The following is a 22343-nucleotide window of genomic DNA, read 5'->3' on the forward strand; positions in this document are numbered from 1 at the left end:
CCTATTTGTCTGAGAATTTTTACTTCTCGGGTTTCTAGACACTCTGGCCGCCATGCTTGGCGGTTCAGGCTATTTAGAAAATGATTTTGACAAGAATAGTGAAACATACGAAGGTGGGGTATCTACTGGAGGAGCGATAGCGTTCGCCTTTGTCTGCGGGAAATACCCGCTGCTAAGCGGCTTCAAATAAAAATTTCCTGCAGACCCGGGGTCCCCGCAAAGTAATCGGATTAAGCTTCCTCGATTCAACTTCACTTTGTGGGGTGGAGCAGCGACCGGAAGTAGATACCCCACCCCATCGTAACCTCTATAGCCTCATTTTCCCGCTTTCTCAACACTTGACCGCCATGCATGGCGGTCTTTTTAATTAGAATAAAAATGCTACCGGCTGTAAATGATATCCATTGTAAAGGAGATGAAGCCATGCCGCAGGATAAGCTGGAGAAGGAAACGGACGGAAATCCCGAAACGGTCTATGAGGACCTTACTTCACATGAACGTGACGGATTTCGAACGGATGATACCCAGGAAATCGGAGATCGCGAGAAATTGGATGGATATTCGCTTGAATAAATACAGGAGGTAACGATGGACAAAGAAACTCAAGCAGGCATGGAAAATCTTGAGACTACGGCGGAAGCGGCAGATTTATTGACGGTTCCCGAAGGCGCCAAAGATTATGTCGATATCATTGGAGACGAAAATCTCGATCCCTATGGCAAGCCTTCTTCAAATGCGGATCAGCTATAAAGCAAATGAAAACAAGCCTGAGTGCAACCGAAATTGCGCTCTGGCTTGTTTTTTAGTGTTATGCAAGAGCATAGAGGCTCACACAGCCATAATCCGTATAGACGGCGAGGTAATCCTGTGTAAAGGCAAGGGCGCAATTTTTCACGACATGCTCGACCTCAAATGCTATTGTCGGTTTCATGGTATGGAGATCGAACAGCTGAATCTTGCCGTAATTGTAAACGGCGAGCAGCCTTCGGCGTTCATGGATTGCAAAGCTTTTTACATCCGGCGACATCCAGTCCTTACATCCGGTCATCGTATTCAGGTCGTAGCACTTAAGCGACCATGAACCGTACTGCTCCTGCGTGAACAGCAACCGGTCGTCCGGTGAAAAAGCCATGCTCGACGTCATCGCATGTTTGTCCTTTGCGATTGTGTGCTCCTGCATGGTCGTCATATCGACGGTTACGATTTCGTCGGTCCGCGTACAATACGCCATCAGGCGGCCGTCGTGCGACAAGGCTGCGCAAAGCTGCGTGCTATGTCCGCCGTACTTCTCGCATTCCACTTGTCTCGTATAGCGGACGGTACTCGTCCCCAGATCATAGACGACAAGGCTGGAATTATCGTACCAGAGTGCCGTCGAGCCGGATACCGCCAACGTGCTTGCCGGCATTTTGGGAGTGTATCGCTCCATCTCGCCGTTGCCCAGAGAAAGCCCGGCAATATGATGGTCAATATTCAACAGCAGGACGTTCTGTTCGGCACAGTGCCACATATCGAAAATTAATTGCTGTCCCGGAAGCTCGTAGGTTGTTTGTTTCTCCCCTCGATCGTCCATGAGATAAATCTCTGCTTTTTCAAACTGGCCCACTACATAGCTGCAAAAGAACGCGTTCGTATCTTCCATCGCAGCCAGCGGCATAAACCCGGTGTAGCCGCCTCCGATGTAACGGTGCAGGACCGGCTGTCCGGCTCCCGCCTGCGGGTTATGCAGGACAAACCCTTTTTTCAGCCTGCTCCACGTTTCCTTCTGAACATACTTTGCCGCTTGCCCCGGTTCATCAAAGGCTTTTTCTTTGGCTTTGCCTCCGTTGCTTGAAGTGATAACTTGATTCCCGGTTTGTCGAATCGACCATGTTTTATTGCTGATTCTGTCCGTTAACGTTCTTTCCATCGTATCCTCGCCTTGTCTATATCGCTTAGCATTCTTCTAACGTTGCCTAACGTTGGCTTTTCTTGGAGGATGCAGCCTGCACTAGCTCTGACAGCAAAGCCCCCTTCTCCCCTTTGGCTTTGGCAGCGACAGCTCTAAGCTTCTCCACGCCGCCCCAAATCGCATAGACGATATGCTCCGCTTCATAAGGCTGAAGGCCGCGAACCCTGTCGAGCAGAAGTCTTGCATGGGCTTCCTCTTCCAGCGCTGGCTTAATCTTCAGCTTAATCGCTTCAGTGCTATGTAGCAAGCACGTCACTAACGTGGGGATCGTCTCTGCATTCACGCCATACTGTTCGACGAAGGCGGTCGTAAAGCCATTTTGCACGGATTGATGCTCGTCATCCACCAGCTTCATATAATTCTCTACCAGCGCAAAATAGCTCCGGTCCGCCAATCCGAGGCCGAAAACGGCATAGCTGCCCGGCATGCAGCATTTCTCGCCTTCCGTATCCGCATACCATTCGAACTCTTCCATTGCTGCGCGGGCATATTCCTCCAGCAGCGGGTGCAGCTTCGGGTATTCCATAGCGTTTGCGAAGAAACGATGTGTGCCCGACTTCGCCAATCCTTTGATGGGCAAGAACTGCTTGACGCCAGATTTCAGCTTAATCTGATAGTTTTTGGGAAAGCCTTGCTGCAGCAAGCGGCAAATAAACCGGAGCGCACGCGCGTAGCTCTCCTCGGCTTCCTGCTTAATGGTAATTGTTACGGTAGAGAAGACGTCATTGGCCGTGCATTCCACAAGCTCATTGCGGAAATACACATCTTCCTTGGCAAACGTTCCGCTGCCTTCCTTCAGGTATCGGGATGCCCGGGCGATTCCCAGCTCGACGGCCCGTTCCAGGAAGGCAAGCCCCGTGCTTTTGCTGTAAGAAGGCTCATATTTGATGATGGACACCGCCGTATATAACAACAGCTCAATCGGCCCTTGCTCGGTATCTTCAAGCGGAATATCGTTTTTTCTCGTGTACTCGGTTTGGCGCCATTCATCCTTGCGAGTCTCGAAATAGCGGGGAAGAAACGTCTCCTCCACCCAATTCCGCAGAGCTCTCACGATATTCGAACGATGCTCGGCAAGCCGCTCTTTCTTCCCTTTATTCAACTCCAAAATGTTCTCGAACACGGAAATGATCCGCCCGGCATCCGGATCGGGAAACAAGTTCTCGTCGAGCAGGTGTCTGGAGAGAAAGAACGTCTCCAGCGGCTTGGTAGGGTATTTCCCGTCGTCGAGCTTCGTTTGGATATAAGATGCGATGGCATTCAGCAGCCGCTCCTTCTTCGCCTCGTTGATATGCTGGAGAATCGGGAGCGTCACTTCGCCTTCCTGCACGCGAAATTTTCCCCAGAACGTAAAGTTATAATCGATTAAAGCCGGGGACGGAAGGCTGTCCAATTGCTGCTGCATGAATGCAGCCAAGCGCGGGACGATCTGCTCCCGAACTTGTTCCTCCGACAATAGCTCGGCAGGCTCACCCAACCGGGTCTTGACTTTCGGCGACAAGAAATCGAGCTCCGTGTCCGTCACGCTGACTCTGCCCTTGGCGTACTCCAGCAGACCGTAGTCATGAATCCCGACCTGCAGCGGGGTACGGTTCACAATTTGTTCCGCATCCTTATCGCCAATGAACACGAACCATTGCTCAATGGCCTGCTTCATTTCGTTGATGAGATCTTCGAGCATGCTATCCATACGATCGTTCCGCCTCCCGCATTATCGGTTTTCGTCATGATGTTGTCTGCCGGCGTAGTAAGGCTCGCCCGGGTCCAAGTCCAGCACGTAACGGCGCGGCGCGGCCAATGCATATTGATGTTCGCAGCGCCAGCGCTGCTGCTCCGTTACGCCGACCGTCTCGCCGTCCTGAATGACGTCTCCCCGGTTATACACGTAATAACCGAGATCACCTAGAACGGAGGCGACTTCCCCCGGCTCCATATCGTAAAAATGACACTGCATGTCCGGCAGTCCCAGTGCGGCAAGACCGGTCGTGTCCATCAAAAACTCCCGGCGCTCCGTTCCCCTGCCCTGGACGTTATAAAATCTGACGTTCATCGCCCCGTACAGCGTCTGCCCATCCGCCAGAGCGCTCTGGTACGGCCCTGGATCCACGATTTTGTCGCTTGCGCTCCAATAGAGGGCATCGCACGGGGCAACCTCCAGCAGAGCCCGCAGCGCATTCTGGAACAGCTCCAGCCGTTCTTTATAAGGAAGGCCTGCGGCGCAGAAATCGGTAAGCAGCACAGAATGCCGGCATGCTCCCACCGTCTCGCGGGCTTCGGGCCAATCCCACGCTTGCTGCAACGCCGTTTCGTACTTTTCCGGCTTCGTCTCTTCATTGGTCTGGAATACGCACGTTTGCGCCGGCAATTCGCCTTCCGCATAAGCGACTTTATAGTTAAGATGGAAAAACATCAGCGTATCATTGCTTGGGTCCGGATCTTCCGCTTCCCAGACGGCAAGACCGGGAACATCGGCCTTGTCCTCTTCGTCCTCGGTATCCTCATCATCCGGGACGTCAACCTGTCCCGTGTAAGCTTCCATCTTCGCGTACAGCGCCTCGCGGGACAGCTCCGGCTTCGTCTTGTACAGCAGCTCCACCATATAAACCCGGGCAAAGCCGGAATCGTCCTGCTCCTCTTGTTCGTTTCCATCCTCTTCGAATCGGTCTTCCAGCTCCGTCATTTCGTTCGCTCCTCTTGTTCGTTATCTATTCAAACCGCGGTCATACTTGCAGAACCGTTCCGTCCTCCACCAAGAGGTCCGAAGCTCCCGGTACGGCTCTTTCATTATTCCATTCAAACGATTCCGATGACAAGTTATGCCATTGTTTTTGAACCGATAGACTTACAAACCGACGAACTATACGCCTATTATCCTGTTTTTGCAAGAGAGAACTGAAACGAAAGGCATATATTTTTATGACATTATTCGACAAAATTATAGACCATAGATCCCCATACAGAACTGAATCGCAGCTACAAAAAATGAACCGGCTGAAGGACTGTGCCTCCGGCCGGCTCGTATTTTTTCTTATCGCAGCTTCACTTAAGAGAGGACCTCCACGGTAAAACCGCCCGGGGCTTTCACGTAGAACGTCCATCCATGCGATCTTTGCGGCGGCTTAACATCGAATCCGTCGTCCTTCATCCTTTGGTTGATCTCATTCACCTTCTCTTCGCTCTCTTGAATGAAGCCGATATGAAACGTCTTAGGGTACTGAACCTCGGCTCCTTTCATTAATGTGATCACCATTCCGTTATCGTCAAACAGCACCGCGAATGAACTGCCACGCGCATCTCCGCTCGTATCCATCGGCTTGAGTCCGAAATAAGTTTCCAGAAACTGTTGAGCGGCCGGCACGTCCGTGACCGTCAAATTGATATGATTCAGTTTCATCACATCCACCATCCTTTGGTTAAAAAGTTGATTTCTCCTAAATCGTATCACATTCATGCAAATGATAACTTTTTCGCGGTTTGTTGTTGAATGATGTGTGAAAACCCGTCATGTGATTGAATCTATTTCATCATGGATTAAATCTGCTTGATGCAATTGTCCTATTTTCCTATTGATGGTAGAATTATAAGAAGATAGAACTACATAGTAGGGGGTCATGTTCATGAAACTAAAACAAGCCGTTGTAGGGATTGCTCTGTTCAGTCTTACGTTCTCGTCGATCGCATCGATCGCAAGCGCTCATCCCGGCAGAACGGATAAAAATGGAGGGCACACGTGCAGAACCAATTGTGCAAAATGGGGGCTTGAAGACGGCGAGTATCATTATCATAATGGAGGAAGCGGCACTAGCGACAGCTCTGGCAGCAAGTCAAGCTCGCCGAAGGCGACTCCCTCTTCCCCGGCAAATGAAGAAATCCCTGATGGCATGATCAAGGTGAATCTGCCCGCTTTCAAGGTCTATGTAAATAATCAGGAAGTTTCCAATGCTTCTGCGCAGTATCCGGTCATTACCTACAAAGACATTACCTACTTCCCGATGACTTGGAGCTACACGCAGGCTTTGGGACTCGAAACCAAGTGGGATAAAGAGACGGGATTCGTGATCCGGAAGACAGCCAACAAAGCAGCCAAACTGAATCCCGACCTTGGCACCCCGCCTGCAAAGCTGTATGCCAAGCTTCCCGATTTCAACGTATTTGTAAACGATGCCTGGTTTGACAACTCGACAGAAGCGTATCCGCTGCTTGTTTTAAATGATGTGACCTATTTCCCGATGACCTGGAAATTGGCTGTCGAGGACTTAGGCTTGACGACAAAGTTTGAAAATAACGCCTTTTACATCTCGAAGTAAGGCTGCCATCAGGCGGCTCTGGACGAGAAAAAGTGCCTCTCCCCGCGGGGATGGCACTTTTCCTTTTTTCTGCGGCAAATGTAAAATTGAAATTATGGCGCGTCCGGCCCTACGTCGGTCTTCTGCAACGGGCGATTCTTGAAGGACGAAGCCGTGGAAAATTCGTCCGCTCCGATATCATGGGCGGAGGAACGAACTTCGCCATCCATATCTTCCTTGATATAGCTGTACGTTCCAACTGCAGTGTCAATCGCCGCCTTACTGGCGGAGGATAATTTTTGCAATCCGTTCACGGTTTGAAATATCGGGTCGGCGTTGCGAATCTCCGAAGCCGTTCTCGATTTATTGCTCAGCGTGCTGCCATACCCGAGGTTGCCTTTGAATACGGTGTTGCTGGTGGCCGCTTCGTTATAAAGCGTCCCCGTGGAATTTTTCACGATGTTGTTTGCCACGACGCTGTCTTGAGGAGCGTATGCCTTCCCTGACCCGATAACAATACCCGCCTTGCTGCCTACGATCGTATTGTTGACGACTTGGGCGCGGTAAATTTTCCAATGCGCTTTCAATTCGTCGCTCGTCGGATTGGGCGGATACCCGCCGGTGCCGCCGTCAAAGCTGCCGCTATCGAGATGGATGGCCGTCCCGGTAAGCTTCTCGAAGTAGTTGTTGTAAATTTTATGGTCGTTGCCATACACCCGAATTCCCGATTGCTCCATTCCCTTTTTCTCCGGTTCTACGCCGTCGCCAAGGAAGAAGTTCCCGTAAAACTCGTTGTTATGGCCGTGCCGCGAAGTAAGTCCTCCTTTTGAGGTTTTGAAGGTATTGTAGCGGACCGTGTTACCGCTGCTTTTGACGGAGACGATTTCGGGCTCGCCGTCGCAATTCTCGAACAGATTGTATTGAATGGTGTTGTACCCGTTGGACAACGAGACTTTGGATAGCCCCAGACGTATCGTTTCCTTGCCGTTGTCTACCCACGGGCCGACATCATGGAAGTAGTTGTATTCGATCACGTCGTACTGCGAGATGTTCCCCTTGCCGTCGCCTTCGTAGGCAATAAGCGGATTCGTGTCGTTCTTGGGACCAAAATCATTATGGTCGATTCGGTTGTGATGGCTGTTCGCTCCGCTCACCTGCAGCCAGATCAAGTCTTTTCCGGTTGCCGGCAAAGCGAATTGATTTCGGGTCACCCGAATATTGTTGGAGCCGTCCAAGAGGAGCGCCGTGTTGCCGGTGTTCGTAAACTTCAAGCCCTCAATCGTAACGTAGGACGATTTTTGAATTTTGAGCGATGCTCCGCCGGAAATGACGGCCTGACCCGGATTTGCCGCTTTGATCGTAATCGGGCTGTTCGCCGTGCCGTTCTTGCCGCTCACGACGAAGGGAGCATCCTGCGTGTAGGTACCGTCGGCGAGCACAATCGTCGTGCCGGGAACCGCTTTGCCAATGGCCGCAGTCAGCTCGGCAGAGGTGGAAACCAGCACACCTTCGCCACTTTCGGCACCCTCCCCATAAATCTCCACTTCGGTGTAGCTGTTCCAGGCATTAGCCGAGTTGCCGTGCCCAATAATTTTTACGTACCGGGCCGCATTGACATCGGGAAAATCAAAGGTTTGCAGACCTGCATTCAAACTGCTGGTCACATTCGCCTTAACCGTCTTAAAGCTCACATTGTCGGTCGAGGTTTGAATATCGAACTTGGAGGTTCTGGAATCTCCGTTTAGAAATGCCATTTTCAAATAGCTGACCTTCTTGTTGGCGCCTAGATCGAATTTGATCCATTCCCCGTCACCGTTGGCGGACCAGCGCGTGGCCAGATTGCCGTCTACCGCATTGGCAGGAACGTTGCCGTCGTCCTTACTCGCCGTTACGGCAGATGCCGGAAACGGCAGCTTGGCATCCGCTGCATAACCGGGTGCGTCAGGAACAAGTGTAAGCAGCAAGCAAGTGCATGCCAAAACCGAAAACCGCTTTGTTTGTCTTATCATTTCATCTCTCCTTCGTTTCCTTCGTTTTTTAAATTGCAGAGTGCACTCCGGTTTTATTTTACAAAGAAAACCGGGCAAAAGGAATCATCAAAATGCCGAATAGATCATTAAAATCCTCAATTTAGGGCCTCAAAACGGAAAGCCGTAAAGCCGCCAGGGCTTATGCCCGCCAAAATAGCAGACGGGTCTTTCAGACGGCGATACCGGCCGTATGCGCAGATCCGGGAGCTCGCCGTCTGGATACAGAATCGCCTCCTCTCCCTTTTGCAAATCCAATGCGATATCTCCTTCCAGCGTTCCCAAATCGACCGTTGCTTCAGCGGTGGCTGTTCCTGTTTTCCGCCACCGGACGACGCCGGTCCACCCGGTCCGGACAATACACGGCTCCCCGGCCAAGCTTTTCACGCGGATAAACCGGGTGATGCCATCCCTGCGCACGGCGCTGACGAGAAAAGCCCCTTCGGCGCGCAGATCGTGAAACGCTGCATCCCGCCATTCGTCCGGGACCGCTGGAAAGATGCGGATCGTCCCGCCCCAGCTTTGCAGCAGCATGTCATGAATCGCCTCCGCTCCCGCGAGCGGTGTCTCGATGACGGGCCCCGCTTCTTTGTACATCGTATTTGGCTTAATGATCAACAGCAGCGCTTGCAGCAGGCGAAGCGCTTCATTCCCCCAGCCAAGCTTGGCGGCGATGGATGCTGCGCCGGTCAGACTGAAGCCGCGCAGATCGCCCTCCTTGCCGATCCAATGGCGAAGCGAGGTAGCAATCAGCTCCCGGTCCTCCTCCCTGTCGCAGCCGAGCAGATGCAGTGGAAAGACGGCGAGCAGGTGGCTGAAATGCCGGTGGCCGTACGCAAGCGGCGTATCGCGGCCGACCATGAAGCCGGTCTCGTCCACAGGCAGCGGCGTCAGCCGGTCAAGAACGTGCAGCCATTTCCAGCACGTCGGGTCCGCTTCCCCCAGCCGCTCGCTTATGGCCAGCAACGTTTTGCAGCCCCAGCGGATGAGCGCCAGATCGTAATGGCAGTCGCGCACCTTCGTCCGCATAAACGAGCCGTATTCGGGGGAAATGGTCGGCGGCAGATGCAGTCTGCCGTCTTCACCTTCCTCCAGAATGTGGAAATAATAATTCATGCTTCTCCGCAAGATCGGATACAGCACGTTCCTCAGCATCTCGTCATCCATAGAGTACCGATAATGCCGCCAAACGTTGTGGCAGATCCAGGCGAGGTTGCCGACTTCGTCGCCCACTTCGCTTTTCAGATCATAGCTGCAGCTTCGGCCCAATCCCGCCGAATCGTGCCGGAACGGCTCGGGCACGTTTCCGATCAAATGCTCCCTGTTCTCGTCGAGCGCCCGCACGAGCGATTCCCCGATCTCCAGCCGGTTCGCCGCATAGACCGGTGAATAGCTCATTTGCACGTTCATGTTGAACCAAATCCCCGGCCAAGGCGTCGGGGCAAGCCACGGTCCCTGATTGTCGATCAGCGGCCGGTCGGCCCGTGTGGCCGAGGCCAGCTTATACATCTGAATCCAGTAAAAGCTTTCCAGCCGCCCGTCCGGGATCGAAACATAGCTTTGCCGGTAATACCGATGCCACCATTGGCGATGCGTGTCGACCCACGCGCCGAAATCGCTCTCCGAAGCGTTCCTCACCGCAGCCGCCGCTTGTTCCTTCGCCTTCTTGTCATGGCCGTTGGCGATGCTGACATACCAGATGCTGCGACGGCCTTCGGCGGCCCGCACTTCCTTCCAGGCCGCGACGCAACCTTCATCCGGGGCGAACTGCTGAGCGGAGATGGATATGCCGTCCTTCCCCGTCGTTTTGTCCACCTTTTCCTGCGGAATATATTGGTTCAAATTGACGCCGTCGGCATGCTTAAGCACCGGGTCCACCTCGGAATTCGCGTACCACGCCAAGCGCGCGCCGGCTTCCCCTTCCGTCGTTTCGAGCTCGACGGCCATAACTTCCGCTTCGCTGTGGACGAATGCCCTAACCCGAACCTCTCCGCGGGTCGTCGTCAGTACGGCCCGCAGCTCGGCATTCCACAAATCCAGCCGCATCGAAGTCGGATGATAAATCATCCCTTCCAGCTCCAGGTCGAGCTCGCCGACCGGCACGCGCGGGCGGAAGCCCGGACCGTCCGCCCGGGTCGACGTCACGTCCGTCCGGCCCGCAACGAACCGCAGCACGTTCCGCTTCTTCGCATTCTCCTCTCCATAAATCATCGCGCCGATCAGCCCGTTGCCGATAAAAGCCCCTTCGTCCCAGCTGACGGGCTTGACGACCCATTCCATATCATTATCGGCCATAAACCGCTCCCAATTGAGATCCAGGCGGATATTTTCCGTTTCGTTACCATTCATGCTGCGGGTTCCGCTCCTTATCCTTTGATTGCGCCGACCAGCGCGCCCTTCACGAAGTACTTTTGCAGGAACGGATATACGAAAAGAATCGGCACCGTCGCAACGATAATCGTCGCGTATTTCAGCGTAACCGACAGCATCGCCACATCGCTATCCGTCGCGCCGACGGCCATCGAGCTCGCTTCGCCCTGCAGCAAAATTTCGCGGAGCACGAGCTGGAGCGGATACAGCGATCTGTCCTGCAGGAAGATCATGGCATGGAACCAGGAGTTCCAGTGACTGACGCCATAATACAGCATCATGACCGCGATGACGGGCATGGACAGCGGAAGCATGATGCGAAACAGGATGACGAAATCGTTCGCCCCGTCGATCTTTGCCGATTCCTCCAGACTGTCGGGGATCGCCTCGAACGATGTTTTCATGATGATCAGATTAAACGTATTGATTGCATGCGGAATAATAAGCGCCCAGAGCGAGTCGGCAAGCCCGATTCCTTTGACCGTAAAATAAAACGGGATCAGCCCTCCGCTGAAGAACATCGTAAAGACGATGAACAGCATGAGCGGCTTGCGGTAGCGCAAGCTTTTGCGGGATAAGGCATACGCCCCGAAGGCCGTAAGCGACAGATTGAACGCAAGCCCGACGATAACGACGAACAGCGTATTCCCGTAGCCCTTCAGTATCATCGGATTGTTAAACACGCTCGCGTACGCCTCGAGCGAAAATCCGAGCGGCTTCCACAGCATGCCTTTGTGCGCCATCAAGCTTGCGGCGTCGCTGACAGAAGCGAAGGCCACGTACACGATGGGGTAAACGGTGAGTACCATCAGCAAAGTCAAAAAGACGATATTGCCGGCATCGAAGCATTTTTCCGAAATGGTGCGCTGGTTCAGCATCGGCTGTTCCTCCTTTCTACCATAAGCTCGTATTGTTCAGCTTGCGGCTCAACCAGTTGGAAAAGATCACGAGAATAAAATTGATTGCGGAGTTGAACAACCCGACCGCCGAGCTGAAGCTGTAATTGAAGTCCTGCAAGCCGACCCGGTACACATACGACGAGATGACGTCGGCTGTCTCGTACGTGCCCGGATTGTACAGCAGGATGATCTTTTCGAATCCGACATTCATCAGCCGTCCGATACTCAAAATAAGCAGGATGACGATCGTCGGCATCAAGCCCGGAATCGTGACATGCAGCATCTGCTTCCACCGTCCGGCACCGTCCATCCTGGCGGCTTCGTACTGCTCGGGATCGATGCCGGTCAAGGCGGCCAAAAAGATGATCGTTCCCCAGCCGATATGCTGCCATATCCCGGAAGAGACATAGATTGAGCGGAACATATCCGGTTCAAGGAGCAGCGACAGACGTTCTCCCCCCATGTAGACGAGGATATCGTTAATAACGCCATCGCTGGCTGTAAAGTCCTTCACAATGCCGCAGATAACAACGAGCGAGATGAAGTGCGGCAAATAGGTGACCGTCTGCACCGTGCGCTTGAATAGCGTATGTCTCACTTCGTTAAGCAGCAGGGCAAGCACGATCGGCGCCGGAAAGCCGAACAGCAGCTCGTAGAAGCTGATCAGCAGCGTATTTTTGATCGTTCTCCAGAAATAAGCCCCGGTGAAAAACGTCTTGAAATGCTCGAAGCCGATCCATGGACTGTCCCCTATGCCAAGCCGAGGCGAAAAATCTTTAAACGCGATGACGGCCCCATACATCGGAGCGTAGTGGAATATCACGTAAAAGAGCAGCACCGGAAGCAGCATGAGGTACAGCAGCTTATTTTTCCGGATATCGACCAGCAGGCCGATGCGCGCGCGCTTCTTCGGAATCACGGCGATCGTCGTTTCCGGGTTCATGGCGCTCATGTTCTCTCTCTCCCTTCCAAGCCCGATTTATCGCTTATTGTACCGATCCAGCGCTTCTTGATAAATTTTCGTTACCTTATCGATTCCCATCGATTGAATCTGCTTCACGTAATCGTCGAATTTGTCAATCGGTTCCTTGCCCATAATAAATTTCACGAACATTTCTTCCTTGTAGCTCGCAATCGCCGTATTCAGCTTGGCCACTTCCTTGCTCTCCTCGACCGTCGGCGTAATGAACGACGGCATCACATGCTTGGCGGCATCGGTTTCAGACCATATTTTTATGGCTTCATTCTGCTCCGGAAACGTGTTGAAGTTTTTCCGGCTGTCTCCCGGAAACGGTCCATTCGGCTTCGTATATTGAGTCACCATTTGCTGGAGATTATATTTCTCGTTTTTCGTTATCTTGTCGGTGAATTGCGGTGCACCGTCCTTCATCGAATAGCTCTCGCCCTCAATTCCGAAGTTGAACAGCAGGCTGCCCTTCTCGCTGAAAGCGTAGTCCAGCCATTGGACGGCCAGCTCGGGATGCTTCGTGTCGACGGTTACCGCTTTGCTGGCGGATGGATTGTATTTGAAATCACGCTGCCCGATGAAGGCCCGTTCCCCTTTTTTCAAGGTCGGATACGGCGCGGCGACGAGCTGGAATTTCGGATTTTTCTTCTTGCCGGTTTCCATCCAACGGCCCATGCCGCCGCTGAGCTGAGAGACGGCGGCCCCCGAATTTTCGCCTATTATTTTGCTGTCCAGTGTCTTCGAATCCGTGTTCAAGGCAAAATCCTTATCGATCAGCCCTTCCGCATACCATTTCCGGAGAAGAGTGAGCGCTTCCTTAAATTGCGGATCGATCGGTCCGTACTTTACCTTGCCTTGATCGTCGATATAGAACCGATTCGCCGTACGGTAGGCTCCGATGAACGCGTCTTGAATATTAAACTCGCTGCTGTACTTAAACTCGTTGCTGTACAGCGAGGTGAACGGAGCCGACGCTCCCTTCTGTTCTTTAAACGCTTTCAAAACGGTGTACCATTCGTCGATCGTCGTCGGCACCTCCAGCTTCAATTCGTCCAGCCAGTCTTTGCGGATCATCGGCCCGCGGAATACAAGCCCATTGTCGGGGCGGATCATCGGAAATACATAATATTTGCCGCTGTCCGTTTTCACCATCTTGTCGAGCTCTTTGTCCTGCTGCAGCCGCTTTTTCAGATTGGGCGCATACTTGTCAATATAATCGTTGAGCGGCAGGATGACCTTGTCGGCGATCGCCTTCTCCGCTCCTCCGGGATAGGAGCTGTTCCAGTCGTATTCGATGACGTCCGGCAATTTGTTCGACGCGATCAGCAGATTGAACTGCTCCTTCGCCTGCCCGTCGGCCGGATGCGTATACTTGACTTTCACGCCGGTTTCCTTTTCCAGCTGTTTGCCGAACGGCGATTCGGCCAAGTTGGGCACGAAGGTGATCAGGTTCGTATTGATCAGCTCCCACGAGGTCAACGTTTCCTTCGTTTGGATAGGGTACTGTCCAGCTTCCGATGACGGTGCCGATGTTTTCGGCGTATTCTGGCCATCCCCGCTATTCTGTTTGGTGCATGCGACGATTAGGCTGGAAGCCAAGACGACGCATGCCGCAGCGCGAAACGATTTACCGGCAGAGCTTTGTTTCATGCGAATCCCCCTATGAGTTGAGAAAGTGTGCATTCCGGGTTGCTGCACCTTAGGGCCATTATGCTACGAAGCGCACCTTGAAGGCTATATGCAAAATCGAAACTCCACCGTTAAAACCGGTAGAATGGCGCCATGCTTTTCCGCAATCCCTATACAAAAAGCGAAAAAAGCCGCGCAAGCATGCTTGAACGGCTTTTTCGGACGAGGCCGGTAACCTTAGAGCTCTCGGTATTTTCCCGGCGTAATGCCTTCGAATTTTTTGAAAATCCGGTTGAACGTGTTAATGTCGGCGTATCCGACCTTTCTGGCAATTTCCGCAACCGACAGCTTGGCATCCGGAAGCAGCCGCTTCGCTTCCTCCAGCCGGGTCATGCTGATCACATCGAGCAACGCCTTGCCCGTCTGAGTCTTAAACTGCTTCGACAAATAAGACGGGGTCAATCCGAATGCTTCGCCGAGCATCGAGATGTTGAGGTTTTCATCGTTGTAACGATCCTTTATGTAAGAGAGGATCTGCTGACTCAGCAGATTGCTTTGCTCCTGACTGCGCTCGTCTTGGATCAAGCGGCATACCTCGCCCAGCACCTCGCGGAGCTGCACCTGCATCTCCATGATCGTTTCGCAGCCGGTCAACCGGTCCACTGGATTGACCCGCTCCAGGAAATCCCGCTTGCCTCCCGCGCCGATTTCGTCCATCGTTTTCAGAAGTGTGCCGATCATATCGAACATGAGACATTTAGCCAGCGGTACGGACAGGGACGCGCCGGAGACGTTCATGCTGATAATTTCGTCGATCATTGCACTTGATTTCTCGTGGTCGCCCGTCTTGACGAAATTAATCAATTGCTGCTCCACATGCAAAGGGTAGTAGTAGCTGCCGGACGGACGCGCCGTATCCGAACCGGGCAGATCGCCGTAACGGATAATTTCCCCGCTCCCCATCACGAGGCGATATTCCAGCGCCTCCAGCGTTTCCTGATACGCGTGCGGAATCCCGTACAGCTCTTGATGAATACCGCTGATCGCTATCGTTAGGCGGATATGGAAATGTTCGAGCAGAAACGATTTGACCTGTGCCGCGATTCGCCGCAGCTCTTCCTCATCGGGTTCCGTCCCGAAATTGACGATGCATGCCAGCATATCGTCCATTTCCGTCGTGAAAGCATGATGGACGCTGCCGACCACTTCCTCCACCACGTTCATGATGATAAAATGCAGCAGCCTGCCCATCCGGGGATCGGGATACCCGGATGAATCCAGCTTGCCGTAATGATCGATGTGAAACAGAAGGACGGCAAAATATGGTGAAGCCAGTCGGACATCGTGGGCGGCGAGCGACTCGTGTACCGGAACATTTTGCTCCAGCCTGCCCTTCAGCAGACTCTGGAACAAATGGGAACGGATGGCGTCGCGATGCCGGCGAAGCCGCTGGTCGATCTTCTCCTTCTCGGCAAACGTCGTATTGAGCGCCTCCTCCAGGTACCCGTATTCGTTCGACCCTTCGTCGAAGGAGACGCCTGACTTTACCGAAAGGCTGCGAATCAGCACGCTGATCGGATTGTAATTTTTTCGCAAGAACAAGAACGTCACGATTCCGCCGATAACGAGGCTTAGCCCGATGCTCAAATAGATGAGTAGCTTCATCGTTTTCATCTTGTCGTCAAACAGCTCGGCGGGAATCATCGAAACGTATTTCCAGCCCGTGCTGTCCGACGTCGTGTAGGACACGGCAACCTCTTTGCCGGAGATCGTCTCATACAACAGGCCATGCTTGTTCGCGAGATGGTCGTAAGCCGGTGCAGCCGGGTTATGGTCGAAGCCTGTTGAGGCGACTAGGCGGTTCTGCTTGTCCACGACGGCGATCGAAGCTTGATTGGCGGGCGCGATATTGTCCAATAGCTTCGAATCCTTAATGACGAACAGGATCACCGCTCCCGGCTGATCCGTATGGTCGAGCGTGACCGACCTGGCGTACATGACGGCCTTGACCGGCTCGCCATCCCCGCGCAGCGTAACGGGGACGTATTCCTGAATGTACCGCTTGTCGAAGAACGTCCTCCATTCCTCGTAGCTCGTCCCGTCGTTCTCGCGCAATTTCCCATACAGCGTCCGGCTGTCGATGTGTTCCCGGGCCGACAACACAGTATCGCTGTTTTTGTAATAAATGTAGATCTGCTCGATAAAATCGTTGGCCACCTGATACACCCGCAGATCGCCCGCGATACTGACCAAATCGTAATAGTCGCTGTCCGTAAGCGGCTGCTGCGCATTGATAAATCCGGCTACCCGCCGGTTCAACGCAATTTCGAGGCTTAACCGTTCGATCCCTGCCAGATTGCCGTCAATCGCCTGCTCCATCTGCCGGAGCATCGATTCGTTGGCGCGGTTGATTTCCGTTTCCACCACATGCCAAGTGGCGGCATATAGAATCGCGCTGATCATAATCGGAACAAGCAGCACCGAAATGTAGGAAATGAGCCACGTGACGATCACGCTATGTTTGTTGATACGAATTCCTAACCGACGCAATTGGCCCGCCCCCTGCATGTCTCCCATAGAAATTGTAACTGCTTTCATTCCATTATACAGGAAACGGTTCGGGTGAAAAGCCTCTTCTTGCTATTTTCCTTATTGGCAGCCGCAGACTTTGTCCACCGTCCGCCCGTGAAGCGGATCAGCGGACCTCACTTTATCTATTGATAGTGGCAAAATAATTCGTTATGGCATCGGCTGCTCGCTTATAGCCGCCGGCCTGACGTAAAGATTCGCCGATAACGTAAGCCTGCTGCTTATAAGCCGGATTGCTCAGCACTTCTGCCAAAGCAGCTCTCAACGCAGCAGGGGTGAGGTTATGTTTATCCAAAGCAATGCCCGCTCCCAGCTCCTCCACCCGCTTCGCCACAAGAGGCTGATCCGAGGTTAGCGGAATCATCACCAGAGGCACATTGTAATACAAAGCCTCGCTTGTGCTGTTCATGCCCGCATGGGTAATAAACGCGTCTGCATGCTGCAGCATTTCCAGCTGTGGAACGTAGGGCTTTACAATAAAATTGGCGGGAATCCGATCCTTCAACGGTGTCATATCCGTAGATTTGCCTGAAGATAAGACGAACGTCACCGGTAAATCCTCAAATGCGTCGAAGCAAAGCTTGTAAAAATCCAAATCTTTATTCAAGATGGTGCCCATCGCGATGTAAACCGTCTGTTGATGTCGGCCGCACAGCTGTTCGAACGGGAAAGACGGAGCATCCTGACGCGGTACGATCGAAGGACCGGCAAAAATAAAGCTGTCGTCCAGCTTTTCCGCTTGCGGTTGAAAATAGCGGCTTGTATAAACGAGCTTTAATCGCCCCGCATGTCTGGCAATCTCGTCCATAACCGGGGTACCCACTTGAAATTCATTGGCCAGTTGCCGCGTCAGCTTCATCGTGGCCTCATACAGTTCCTTGACGTCCTTACGGTTCTCATCCAAGCCTTGGTCAGCCCCCAAAGGCTCTACGAAAGCAAAGGAAGCGATCGAGCATACCGCAGGGATGCCCAGCTTTTCTGCAATGATCGTGCCTCCCCAGCCCATCAAGGAATCGAAAATCAAATAATCGAACGTTTCATTCTCCGTAACCCGCAGAACTTCCGGGACGATCTTCCGAATAATCCCGCCGACCATCATGTAGACGAACTGGTAAGGATGCTTGTACTCCGCGGGCTTTAATACCGGATCATGGGAAAAAGCGTCTTCGGGAAAAGGATAAGTCCGCAGCTCAGCTCCGGTTTGTTCAATTCTGGCGCGATACTCCTCCGTGCATACATAGACAACTTCCTCGCCGTTGTCCATCAACTGCTTGACCAATCCCAGAGACGGATTCACGTGACCTTCCGCCGGAGTGATGACAACCAACACACGAGCCATTTTCTATACCTCCAAATCGTATGAGTCTCCCCGCATACTGCAATGAAGCCGTTATTACATTGGAAGCTTTGTCTCCGTCTCGTTAAGCGGGTGAGGGCTTTCTTGAACCCGGGCTGCTGGAGAAACAACGCCATCATAACGCCTGCAAATATTCCCCATTGTGTCGTCTCGCTTAGGGCGATCAGAGCGCCGCTTACTCCGATGCTCAATCCGATACTGAACGAATCAACGAATTGAAGCGTTGCTGATATTTCTCCTTCCTTCCCTGCCTGGGCCTGCTGTAATGCAATCGCTCCGGTGGTCGGATTCGCCAATCCTACGCCGAATCCTGTAATGATTTGCGAAAGCAGCACGAGCACAACCCCGCCGCCTGAAAATGCGATGGCTGTTATTACAAGTGTAACCCCGACGATCATAATCCCTATACCGAGGATTACCCTGCTTTTTCTGCCATGACCGCGATCTCGTTCATCGAGCTTGGATTGCAGCCATGCTGCGGCGGACCAGCTTAATGCGCCTGCGGCTACAATCAGACCGGCAAGCTCTTCCGAGAAGCCTTTCACTTCGGTTAGAGCCAAGATAACGAAGCTCTCCGTGGCAAAGCAGCAGGCAACATACAGCCCTCTGGAAGCCATCGTCGCAGGCAAGCCTCTTTTTACTGAAAAGGTGCCTTGGGGCAGCAGCTTTCGCAAGGAGGGAATCATGATGAACCCGCCAACAATAGAAAGTACAACGCCCTTCCAATCGGAAATCATTCCCAGCCCGGTTAATAGCAATCCTGTTCCAATGGCCAGTACGATGGCGTGTATTTCTTTAGAACTGTCTTTTGGGGCCGAAGTCCTTTGAGCTTGCAGGTTCTGCAGGTTTCGAAAGGAACGGAGCGTTAAGCTTAACGCCAGCACAATCAAAGGCAGAACGATCCAGAAAACAAATCTCCAAGAAATATGTGCAGCTATAAGTCCTGCCACATAGGGACCGATTAATGAGGGCAGAACAAAGGCCATGGAGAATGCAGCTAAAATTTTCGTTCGAAGGGCATCGGGATAGCTTAATGTAACGCTGGTGTAGACACAAGTGATGAGAGCGCCTGCCCCAAAGCCTTGAAAGGCTCTTCCAACAATAAGCATGTGCATATTGAAGGACACCGCCGCAATAACGATGCCGAGAACAAAAATACCGAAAGATGCAGGAATGGATTTGAAAACGCCGTGCTTATCAATCTGCTGACCCATGACGGTGGTGCCTACAATTTGAGACAACAAAAAGGCGCTGAAGATCCAGCCGTAGAGATGGATGCCCTGTAAGCTTTGTGCCAGATTCGGGGCAATCGTCGTAATAGCCAGCCCTTCGAATGCTACAGTCGTAAGAACCAAAATAATACCGATCGTCAGAGCCCTGTACTTCACATCAAAAATTGAGTTTGTTGTGCTCATACACCTCCATAAAGGAATGGTTTCAATGGAAACTTATCCATTATTATCCTAAATATACAATAAACCCATTACTTTGCATAGAAAAAACTTTACTTACTAAAAAACCCCCTCGAAGGGGGCTTGCTGAATTTCTTTACTTCGCACGCAGCTTGTAAGTCGCATCCGCTTCGGTTTGGAACGTGATCAGTCCCTGAGCTTGGTCAACCTTAACGGGCGCCTCGCTCGTACCGTCTATTTTCACCACCTGAACTTGACCGGTGCCGAACGGGTTCACGATATGAACGGGACCGCCCTTTTCGCTGGTCAGTCTCACATCGACGATCGCCCCTCCATGCAGACCGCTCGACACCACGAACGCGCCTCTGGCCCGCAGCTGTCTGAAATGCGCTTCCGGATACTTATGTTTCGGCAGCATGGGGAACAGATGGATCACGTCTTTTCCTCTGCTCTCGTCGAAATAGCTTTGCAGCATTAAGGCGTTAATCGTTTCTACGCTGCCGGATGTCTCGATGCCGCCGCCTTTTTGGTACACCGTCAGGTTGTTGCGCATCAGCAAGGAGCTGCTTTTGCTGGAGCTGATGATTTTTTTAAAATTGGTTAGCACTGCGTTCACATCGTAGCCGATCCGCACAGCCGCCGGAAATTGCATGGCGAACGAATTCGTCTGTTCCCAGGAACCGTACGCCTCAACCGTATTCAGCGCGATCTGCTTCAAACGCGAAGTCGTGCTCAAATTAATCTCATCGCTCGGCCAGAACAAGCCCGTCATCACAGCATGCCAAGGCCCCTTCACATTCGTCCCCCCGATAAACGGCCGTCCCGGATTGACAATCCGTTTGCCGGTCTTGCTGTCGATATAAGAATCGGACTCTTTGAACACTTCTTTTCCGGTTACGGAGTATACGAACGTCGGATAATCGGTTAATTTGTCGATGATATCCTGCCATTTGACGCGCCGGGCCGCATCGACATCCAAATCCCGGCTTGCCGTAATAAGCCCCTTCATCAAAAATTTGACCATGGCGATGTCCAGAATGGAGTTGTTGTCGTGCTCGTTCGCCTCACGCGGCGCGCTGTCCTTGATGGCATATTTGCCGTTCTCCATCACCAAGTAATCTTCCCAGAAATCGGCAAGCGAGATGAGGTACGGATAAGCCTTGTTTCGCAAAAACTCCTTATCTTTCGTGTACGTGTAATGGTTGATGAAGTTTGTAGCCAAATACGCTCCCAGCATCAATTGGTCGTTCAGCTTGGATCTGGTTTTCTCGGGAGCGACCGGACTTGCCGGAATGCGGGCCGGGTCCCATCCGACCGTCGCCGGGCCATACGGCCTCGCTAACGATCGGGTTGTCGAGAAGCCTCGGTATCCCGCTTCATGCGTGCGGTTGATGCCGTAAGGCACATAGCCCAGCACCTGATCGAAATAGGCGTCCGCCAGCTCGGGCCGGTTGCTGGAAAACACGCCCCAGTACGGGTTCTCGAAGTTATAGTTCAAAAAGTACCGCGCCCCCCACCCCGGCGAATCGTTCGTCACCCAGCTGCCAAAAATGCCCGGGGCTGCTTTGCCCGTCCGGTTGCTCGCGGCCAGCGCATACAAAGCTCCGAAATAATATTTGTCCAACCACTCGTCGTTCGTAATCGCATACGACTTGAGCCAGAAGTTTTTCCACCATGCCTGGTGCGCTTCATGCTGCGCGGCAATCGTTGCCGGCGTCGTTCCCATGACCCTGGATTGAGCTAATTTCAAGTAGCTCGCCGCTTCGGGAACGTCCGGGTTTTCTCCGCCCCCGCCGCTAACTTGCGTCACAAGCGTTACGGTCGTATTCGGCTGCAAAATAAAATCGGCTTGCGCCCTGCCGCCGGACGAACGGAAGTCCGTAAGCGGCGCTCCGAGCAGTCGCGTGACCAATACCGCTCTGGATATCCACTCCTTCGCCGCTTGGTTCGCGGAGCTTTCGCGAGCCGCCCATAACACGCCGCGGGCGGCATCCGTTCCCGACTTAAACGGCTTGTCGTCCGCCTCCGGAACCCATACGTCAACCGTTAACGGAACGGGTGCCGCAGCTTGCGTCCGAAGTTCGGTTATGACCAAATTGCTGTTCGCATCGACCCACGTTTTCATTTTGAGCTGGACATTTTTCAAGGTCACGTCCGCTCTTACCTCCGCATTCAACATATCCTGCTCGTAACGATAGGACGGGGCGGGACTCGTGCCGTGCGCTTTATTGGTTATCGTCACTCCGCCGACCGTCAATTTGCTGCTTTTCATCCAAAAATCGTTTTTATCGATATAAAGCGTCTGCGAATCGGCCGTACCGCCCGACACGGTGCCGACATCGCCATTTCCCAGCAACGGACCGTCCGCATACCCTTTAAAACCGCCGGGCAATTTGGTATAAACGCCCGTCATGCGGGAAGGAGCGAGACTCTGCAATTCCTGCCAATCCGACATGGCATGATCGTTCTGGCTGCGCTTGGTCGCCAGGTTTAGCGAAGCTGCCGCCGACAGGTTACCGGCCGCATCTCTGGCTCGTACCTGAAACGCATAGGAGGTATCCGGCAGTAAATCCGAAATCGTCACATTCGTGTTCTCGGTCAGTATTGTCTTCGTCCCGTAGCTTATCTCATACTGCGTTACGCCCTCGTTATCTTTGGAGGTAAGCCAGTTCAGAACGACGGCCGTATCCGTAATCTCTCCGGCTCTGAGGCCCGTCGGCGCTGTGGGCGCTTCCGTATCCGCGCGTGGTCCTGCGATATCCGGCGTGCTATCCCCAAACACCATGGCAGCCGAAAGCAGCGTTGTTAGTAACGTCAATATCAGAACAAGGCTAACAATCCGTTTGATTTTCATAC

At 52.8% G+C, this 22343-nt stretch carries 16 protein-coding genes; 3 read left to right on the forward strand and 13 right to left on the reverse strand.

Going from position 1 to position 22343, the window contains the following annotated elements; translation table 11 throughout:
- Window positions 1-423 precede the first annotated feature (423 nt).
- Both QMG93_RS31630 and QMG93_RS31635 read left to right on the forward strand, forming a co-directional pair.
- The gene (locus tag QMG93_RS31630) at window positions 424-573 is read left to right on the forward strand and encodes a hypothetical protein (RefSeq protein WP_281943685.1); all 150 of its coding nucleotides are present in this window, start codon (window positions 424-426) and stop codon (window positions 571-573) included.
- Window positions 574-588: 15 nt separating this feature from the next.
- The gene (locus QMG93_RS31635) at window positions 589-750 is read left to right on the forward strand and encodes a hypothetical protein (protein ID WP_281943687.1); all 162 of its coding nucleotides are present in this window, start codon (window positions 589-591) and stop codon (window positions 748-750) included.
- Between the two features lie 58 nt (window positions 751-808).
- Here the strand turns inward: QMG93_RS31635 and QMG93_RS31640 are convergent, their stop codons facing one another.
- The 4 genes from QMG93_RS31640 to QMG93_RS31655 all read right to left on the reverse strand — a co-directional run bounded on the left by QMG93_RS31640 (window position 809) and on the right by QMG93_RS31655 (window position 5345).
- Window positions 809-1909 carry a WD40 repeat domain-containing protein gene (locus tag QMG93_RS31640; protein ID WP_281943688.1) on the reverse strand — a complete coding sequence of 367 codons (1101 nt, stop codon included), beginning with the start codon at window positions 1907-1909 and terminating at the stop codon, window positions 809-811.
- Between the two features lie 46 nt (window positions 1910-1955).
- On the reverse strand, window positions 1956-3641 hold the full coding sequence (locus QMG93_RS31645; RefSeq protein ID WP_281943691.1) for a DUF6138 family protein: 1686 nt from the start codon (window positions 3639-3641) through the stop codon (window positions 1956-1958).
- Between the two features lie 21 nt (window positions 3642-3662).
- A complete protein-coding gene (locus QMG93_RS31650; protein WP_281943693.1) occupies window positions 3663-4631 on the reverse strand; it encodes a DUF4261 domain-containing protein in 969 nt (322 codons plus the stop codon).
- Between the two features lie 363 nt (window positions 4632-4994).
- Window positions 4995-5345 carry a VOC family protein gene (locus QMG93_RS31655; RefSeq protein ID WP_281943695.1) on the reverse strand — a complete coding sequence of 117 codons (351 nt, stop codon included), beginning with the start codon at window positions 5343-5345 and terminating at the stop codon, window positions 4995-4997.
- A gap of 223 nt (window positions 5346-5568) precedes the next feature.
- On the opposite strand from QMG93_RS31655, the gene QMG93_RS31660 reads away from it, so the two are divergent.
- Window positions 5569-6258, forward strand: a complete 690-nt coding sequence (locus QMG93_RS31660; protein ID WP_281943697.1) for a YHYH domain-containing protein — start codon at window positions 5569-5571, stop codon at window positions 6256-6258.
- 92 nt (window positions 6259-6350) lie between these two features.
- Here QMG93_RS31660 and QMG93_RS31665 read toward each other — a convergent pair whose 3' ends face one another.
- The 9 genes from QMG93_RS31665 to QMG93_RS31705 form a co-directional block, all read right to left on the reverse strand.
- Window positions 6351-8246 (reverse strand): chondroitinase-B domain-containing protein, encoded by a 1896-nt coding sequence (locus QMG93_RS31665; protein ID WP_281943699.1) that lies wholly within the window; start codon window positions 8244-8246, stop codon window positions 6351-6353.
- Between the two features lie 129 nt (window positions 8247-8375).
- Entirely contained in the window at window positions 8376-10613 is a 2238-nt protein-coding gene (locus QMG93_RS31670) for a glycosyl hydrolase family 95 catalytic domain-containing protein (RefSeq protein ID WP_281943701.1), read from the reverse strand.
- 17 nt (window positions 10614-10630) lie between these two features.
- The gene (locus tag QMG93_RS31675; RefSeq protein WP_281943703.1) at window positions 10631-11512 is read right to left on the reverse strand and encodes a carbohydrate ABC transporter permease; all 882 of its coding nucleotides are present in this window, start codon (window positions 11510-11512) and stop codon (window positions 10631-10633) included.
- Window positions 11513-11528: 16 nt separating this feature from the next.
- Complete coding sequence (locus tag QMG93_RS31680; protein WP_281943705.1) at window positions 11529-12485, reverse strand: ABC transporter permease; 957 nt, start codon at window positions 12483-12485, stop codon at window positions 11529-11531.
- A gap of 27 nt (window positions 12486-12512) precedes the next feature.
- A complete protein-coding gene (locus tag QMG93_RS31685; RefSeq protein WP_010497689.1) occupies window positions 12513-14150 on the reverse strand; it encodes an extracellular solute-binding protein in 1638 nt (545 codons plus the stop codon).
- Between the two features lie 216 nt (window positions 14151-14366).
- The gene (locus QMG93_RS31690) at window positions 14367-16679 is read right to left on the reverse strand and encodes a helix-turn-helix domain-containing protein (protein WP_281943708.1); all 2313 of its coding nucleotides are present in this window, start codon (window positions 16677-16679) and stop codon (window positions 14367-14369) included.
- A gap of 160 nt (window positions 16680-16839) precedes the next feature.
- On the reverse strand, window positions 16840-18057 hold the full coding sequence (locus QMG93_RS31695; RefSeq protein WP_281943710.1) for a macrolide family glycosyltransferase: 1218 nt from the start codon (window positions 18055-18057) through the stop codon (window positions 16840-16842).
- Window positions 18012-19490: an MFS transporter gene (locus QMG93_RS31700; RefSeq protein WP_281943712.1), complete on the reverse strand. Its 1479-nt coding sequence runs from the start codon at window positions 19488-19490 to the stop codon at window positions 18012-18014. The genes QMG93_RS31695 and QMG93_RS31700 overlap by 46 nt, the downstream gene beginning before the upstream one ends.
- Window positions 19491-19623: 133 nt before the next feature.
- Window positions 19624-22341, reverse strand: coding sequence for a glycosyl hydrolase family 95 catalytic domain-containing protein (locus tag QMG93_RS31705; RefSeq protein WP_281943714.1), 2718 nt, complete (start codon window positions 22339-22341; stop codon window positions 19624-19626).
- Window positions 22342-22343 lie beyond the last annotated feature (2 nt).

The sequence above is a fragment of the Paenibacillus tyrphae genome, from assembly GCF_027925525.1.
Taxonomy (GTDB): Bacteria; Bacillota; Bacilli; order Paenibacillales; family NBRC-103111; genus Paenibacillus_G; species Paenibacillus_G tyrfis_B.

What these genes read in the sequence shown, in the direction of transcription:
- QMG93_RS31700 (WP_281943712.1), bottom strand. Translation starts at nt 19,490, where the DNA reads ATGAGCACAACAAACTCAATTTTTGATGTGAAGTACAGGGCTCTGACG.
- QMG93_RS31695 (WP_281943710.1), bottom strand. Translation starts at nt 18,057, where the DNA reads ATGGCTCGTGTGTTGGTTGTCATCACTCCGGCGGAAGGTCACGTGAAT.
- QMG93_RS31650 (WP_281943693.1), bottom strand. Translation starts at nt 4,631, where the DNA reads ATGACGGAGCTGGAAGACCGATTCGAAGAGGATGGAAACGAACAAGAG.
- QMG93_RS31660 (WP_281943697.1), top strand. Translation starts at nt 5,569, where the DNA reads ATGAAACTAAAACAAGCCGTTGTAGGGATTGCTCTGTTCAGTCTTACG.
- QMG93_RS31680 (WP_281943705.1), bottom strand. Translation starts at nt 12,485, where the DNA reads ATGAGCGCCATGAACCCGGAAACGACGATCGCCGTGATTCCGAAGAAG.
- QMG93_RS31670 (WP_281943701.1), bottom strand. Translation starts at nt 10,613, where the DNA reads ATGAATGGTAACGAAACGGAAAATATCCGCCTGGATCTCAATTGGGAG.
- QMG93_RS31645 (WP_281943691.1), bottom strand. Translation starts at nt 3,641, where the DNA reads ATGGATAGCATGCTCGAAGATCTCATCAACGAAATGAAGCAGGCCATT.
- QMG93_RS31665 (WP_281943699.1), bottom strand. Translation starts at nt 8,246, where the DNA reads ATGATAAGACAAACAAAGCGGTTTTCGGTTTTGGCATGCACTTGCTTG.
- QMG93_RS31630 (WP_281943685.1), top strand. Translation starts at nt 424, where the DNA reads ATGCCGCAGGATAAGCTGGAGAAGGAAACGGACGGAAATCCCGAAACG.
- QMG93_RS31685 (WP_010497689.1), bottom strand. Translation starts at nt 14,150, where the DNA reads ATGAAACAAAGCTCTGCCGGTAAATCGTTTCGCGCTGCGGCATGCGTC.
- QMG93_RS31705 (WP_281943714.1), bottom strand. Translation starts at nt 22,341, where the DNA reads ATGAAAATCAAACGGATTGTTAGCCTTGTTCTGATATTGACGTTACTA.
- QMG93_RS31655 (WP_281943695.1), bottom strand. Translation starts at nt 5,345, where the DNA reads ATGAAACTGAATCATATCAATTTGACGGTCACGGACGTGCCGGCCGCT.
- QMG93_RS31675 (WP_281943703.1), bottom strand. Translation starts at nt 11,512, where the DNA reads ATGCTGAACCAGCGCACCATTTCGGAAAAATGCTTCGATGCCGGCAAT.
- QMG93_RS31635 (WP_281943687.1), top strand. Translation starts at nt 589, where the DNA reads ATGGACAAAGAAACTCAAGCAGGCATGGAAAATCTTGAGACTACGGCG.
- QMG93_RS31640 (WP_281943688.1), bottom strand. Translation starts at nt 1,909, where the DNA reads ATGGAAAGAACGTTAACGGACAGAATCAGCAATAAAACATGGTCGATT.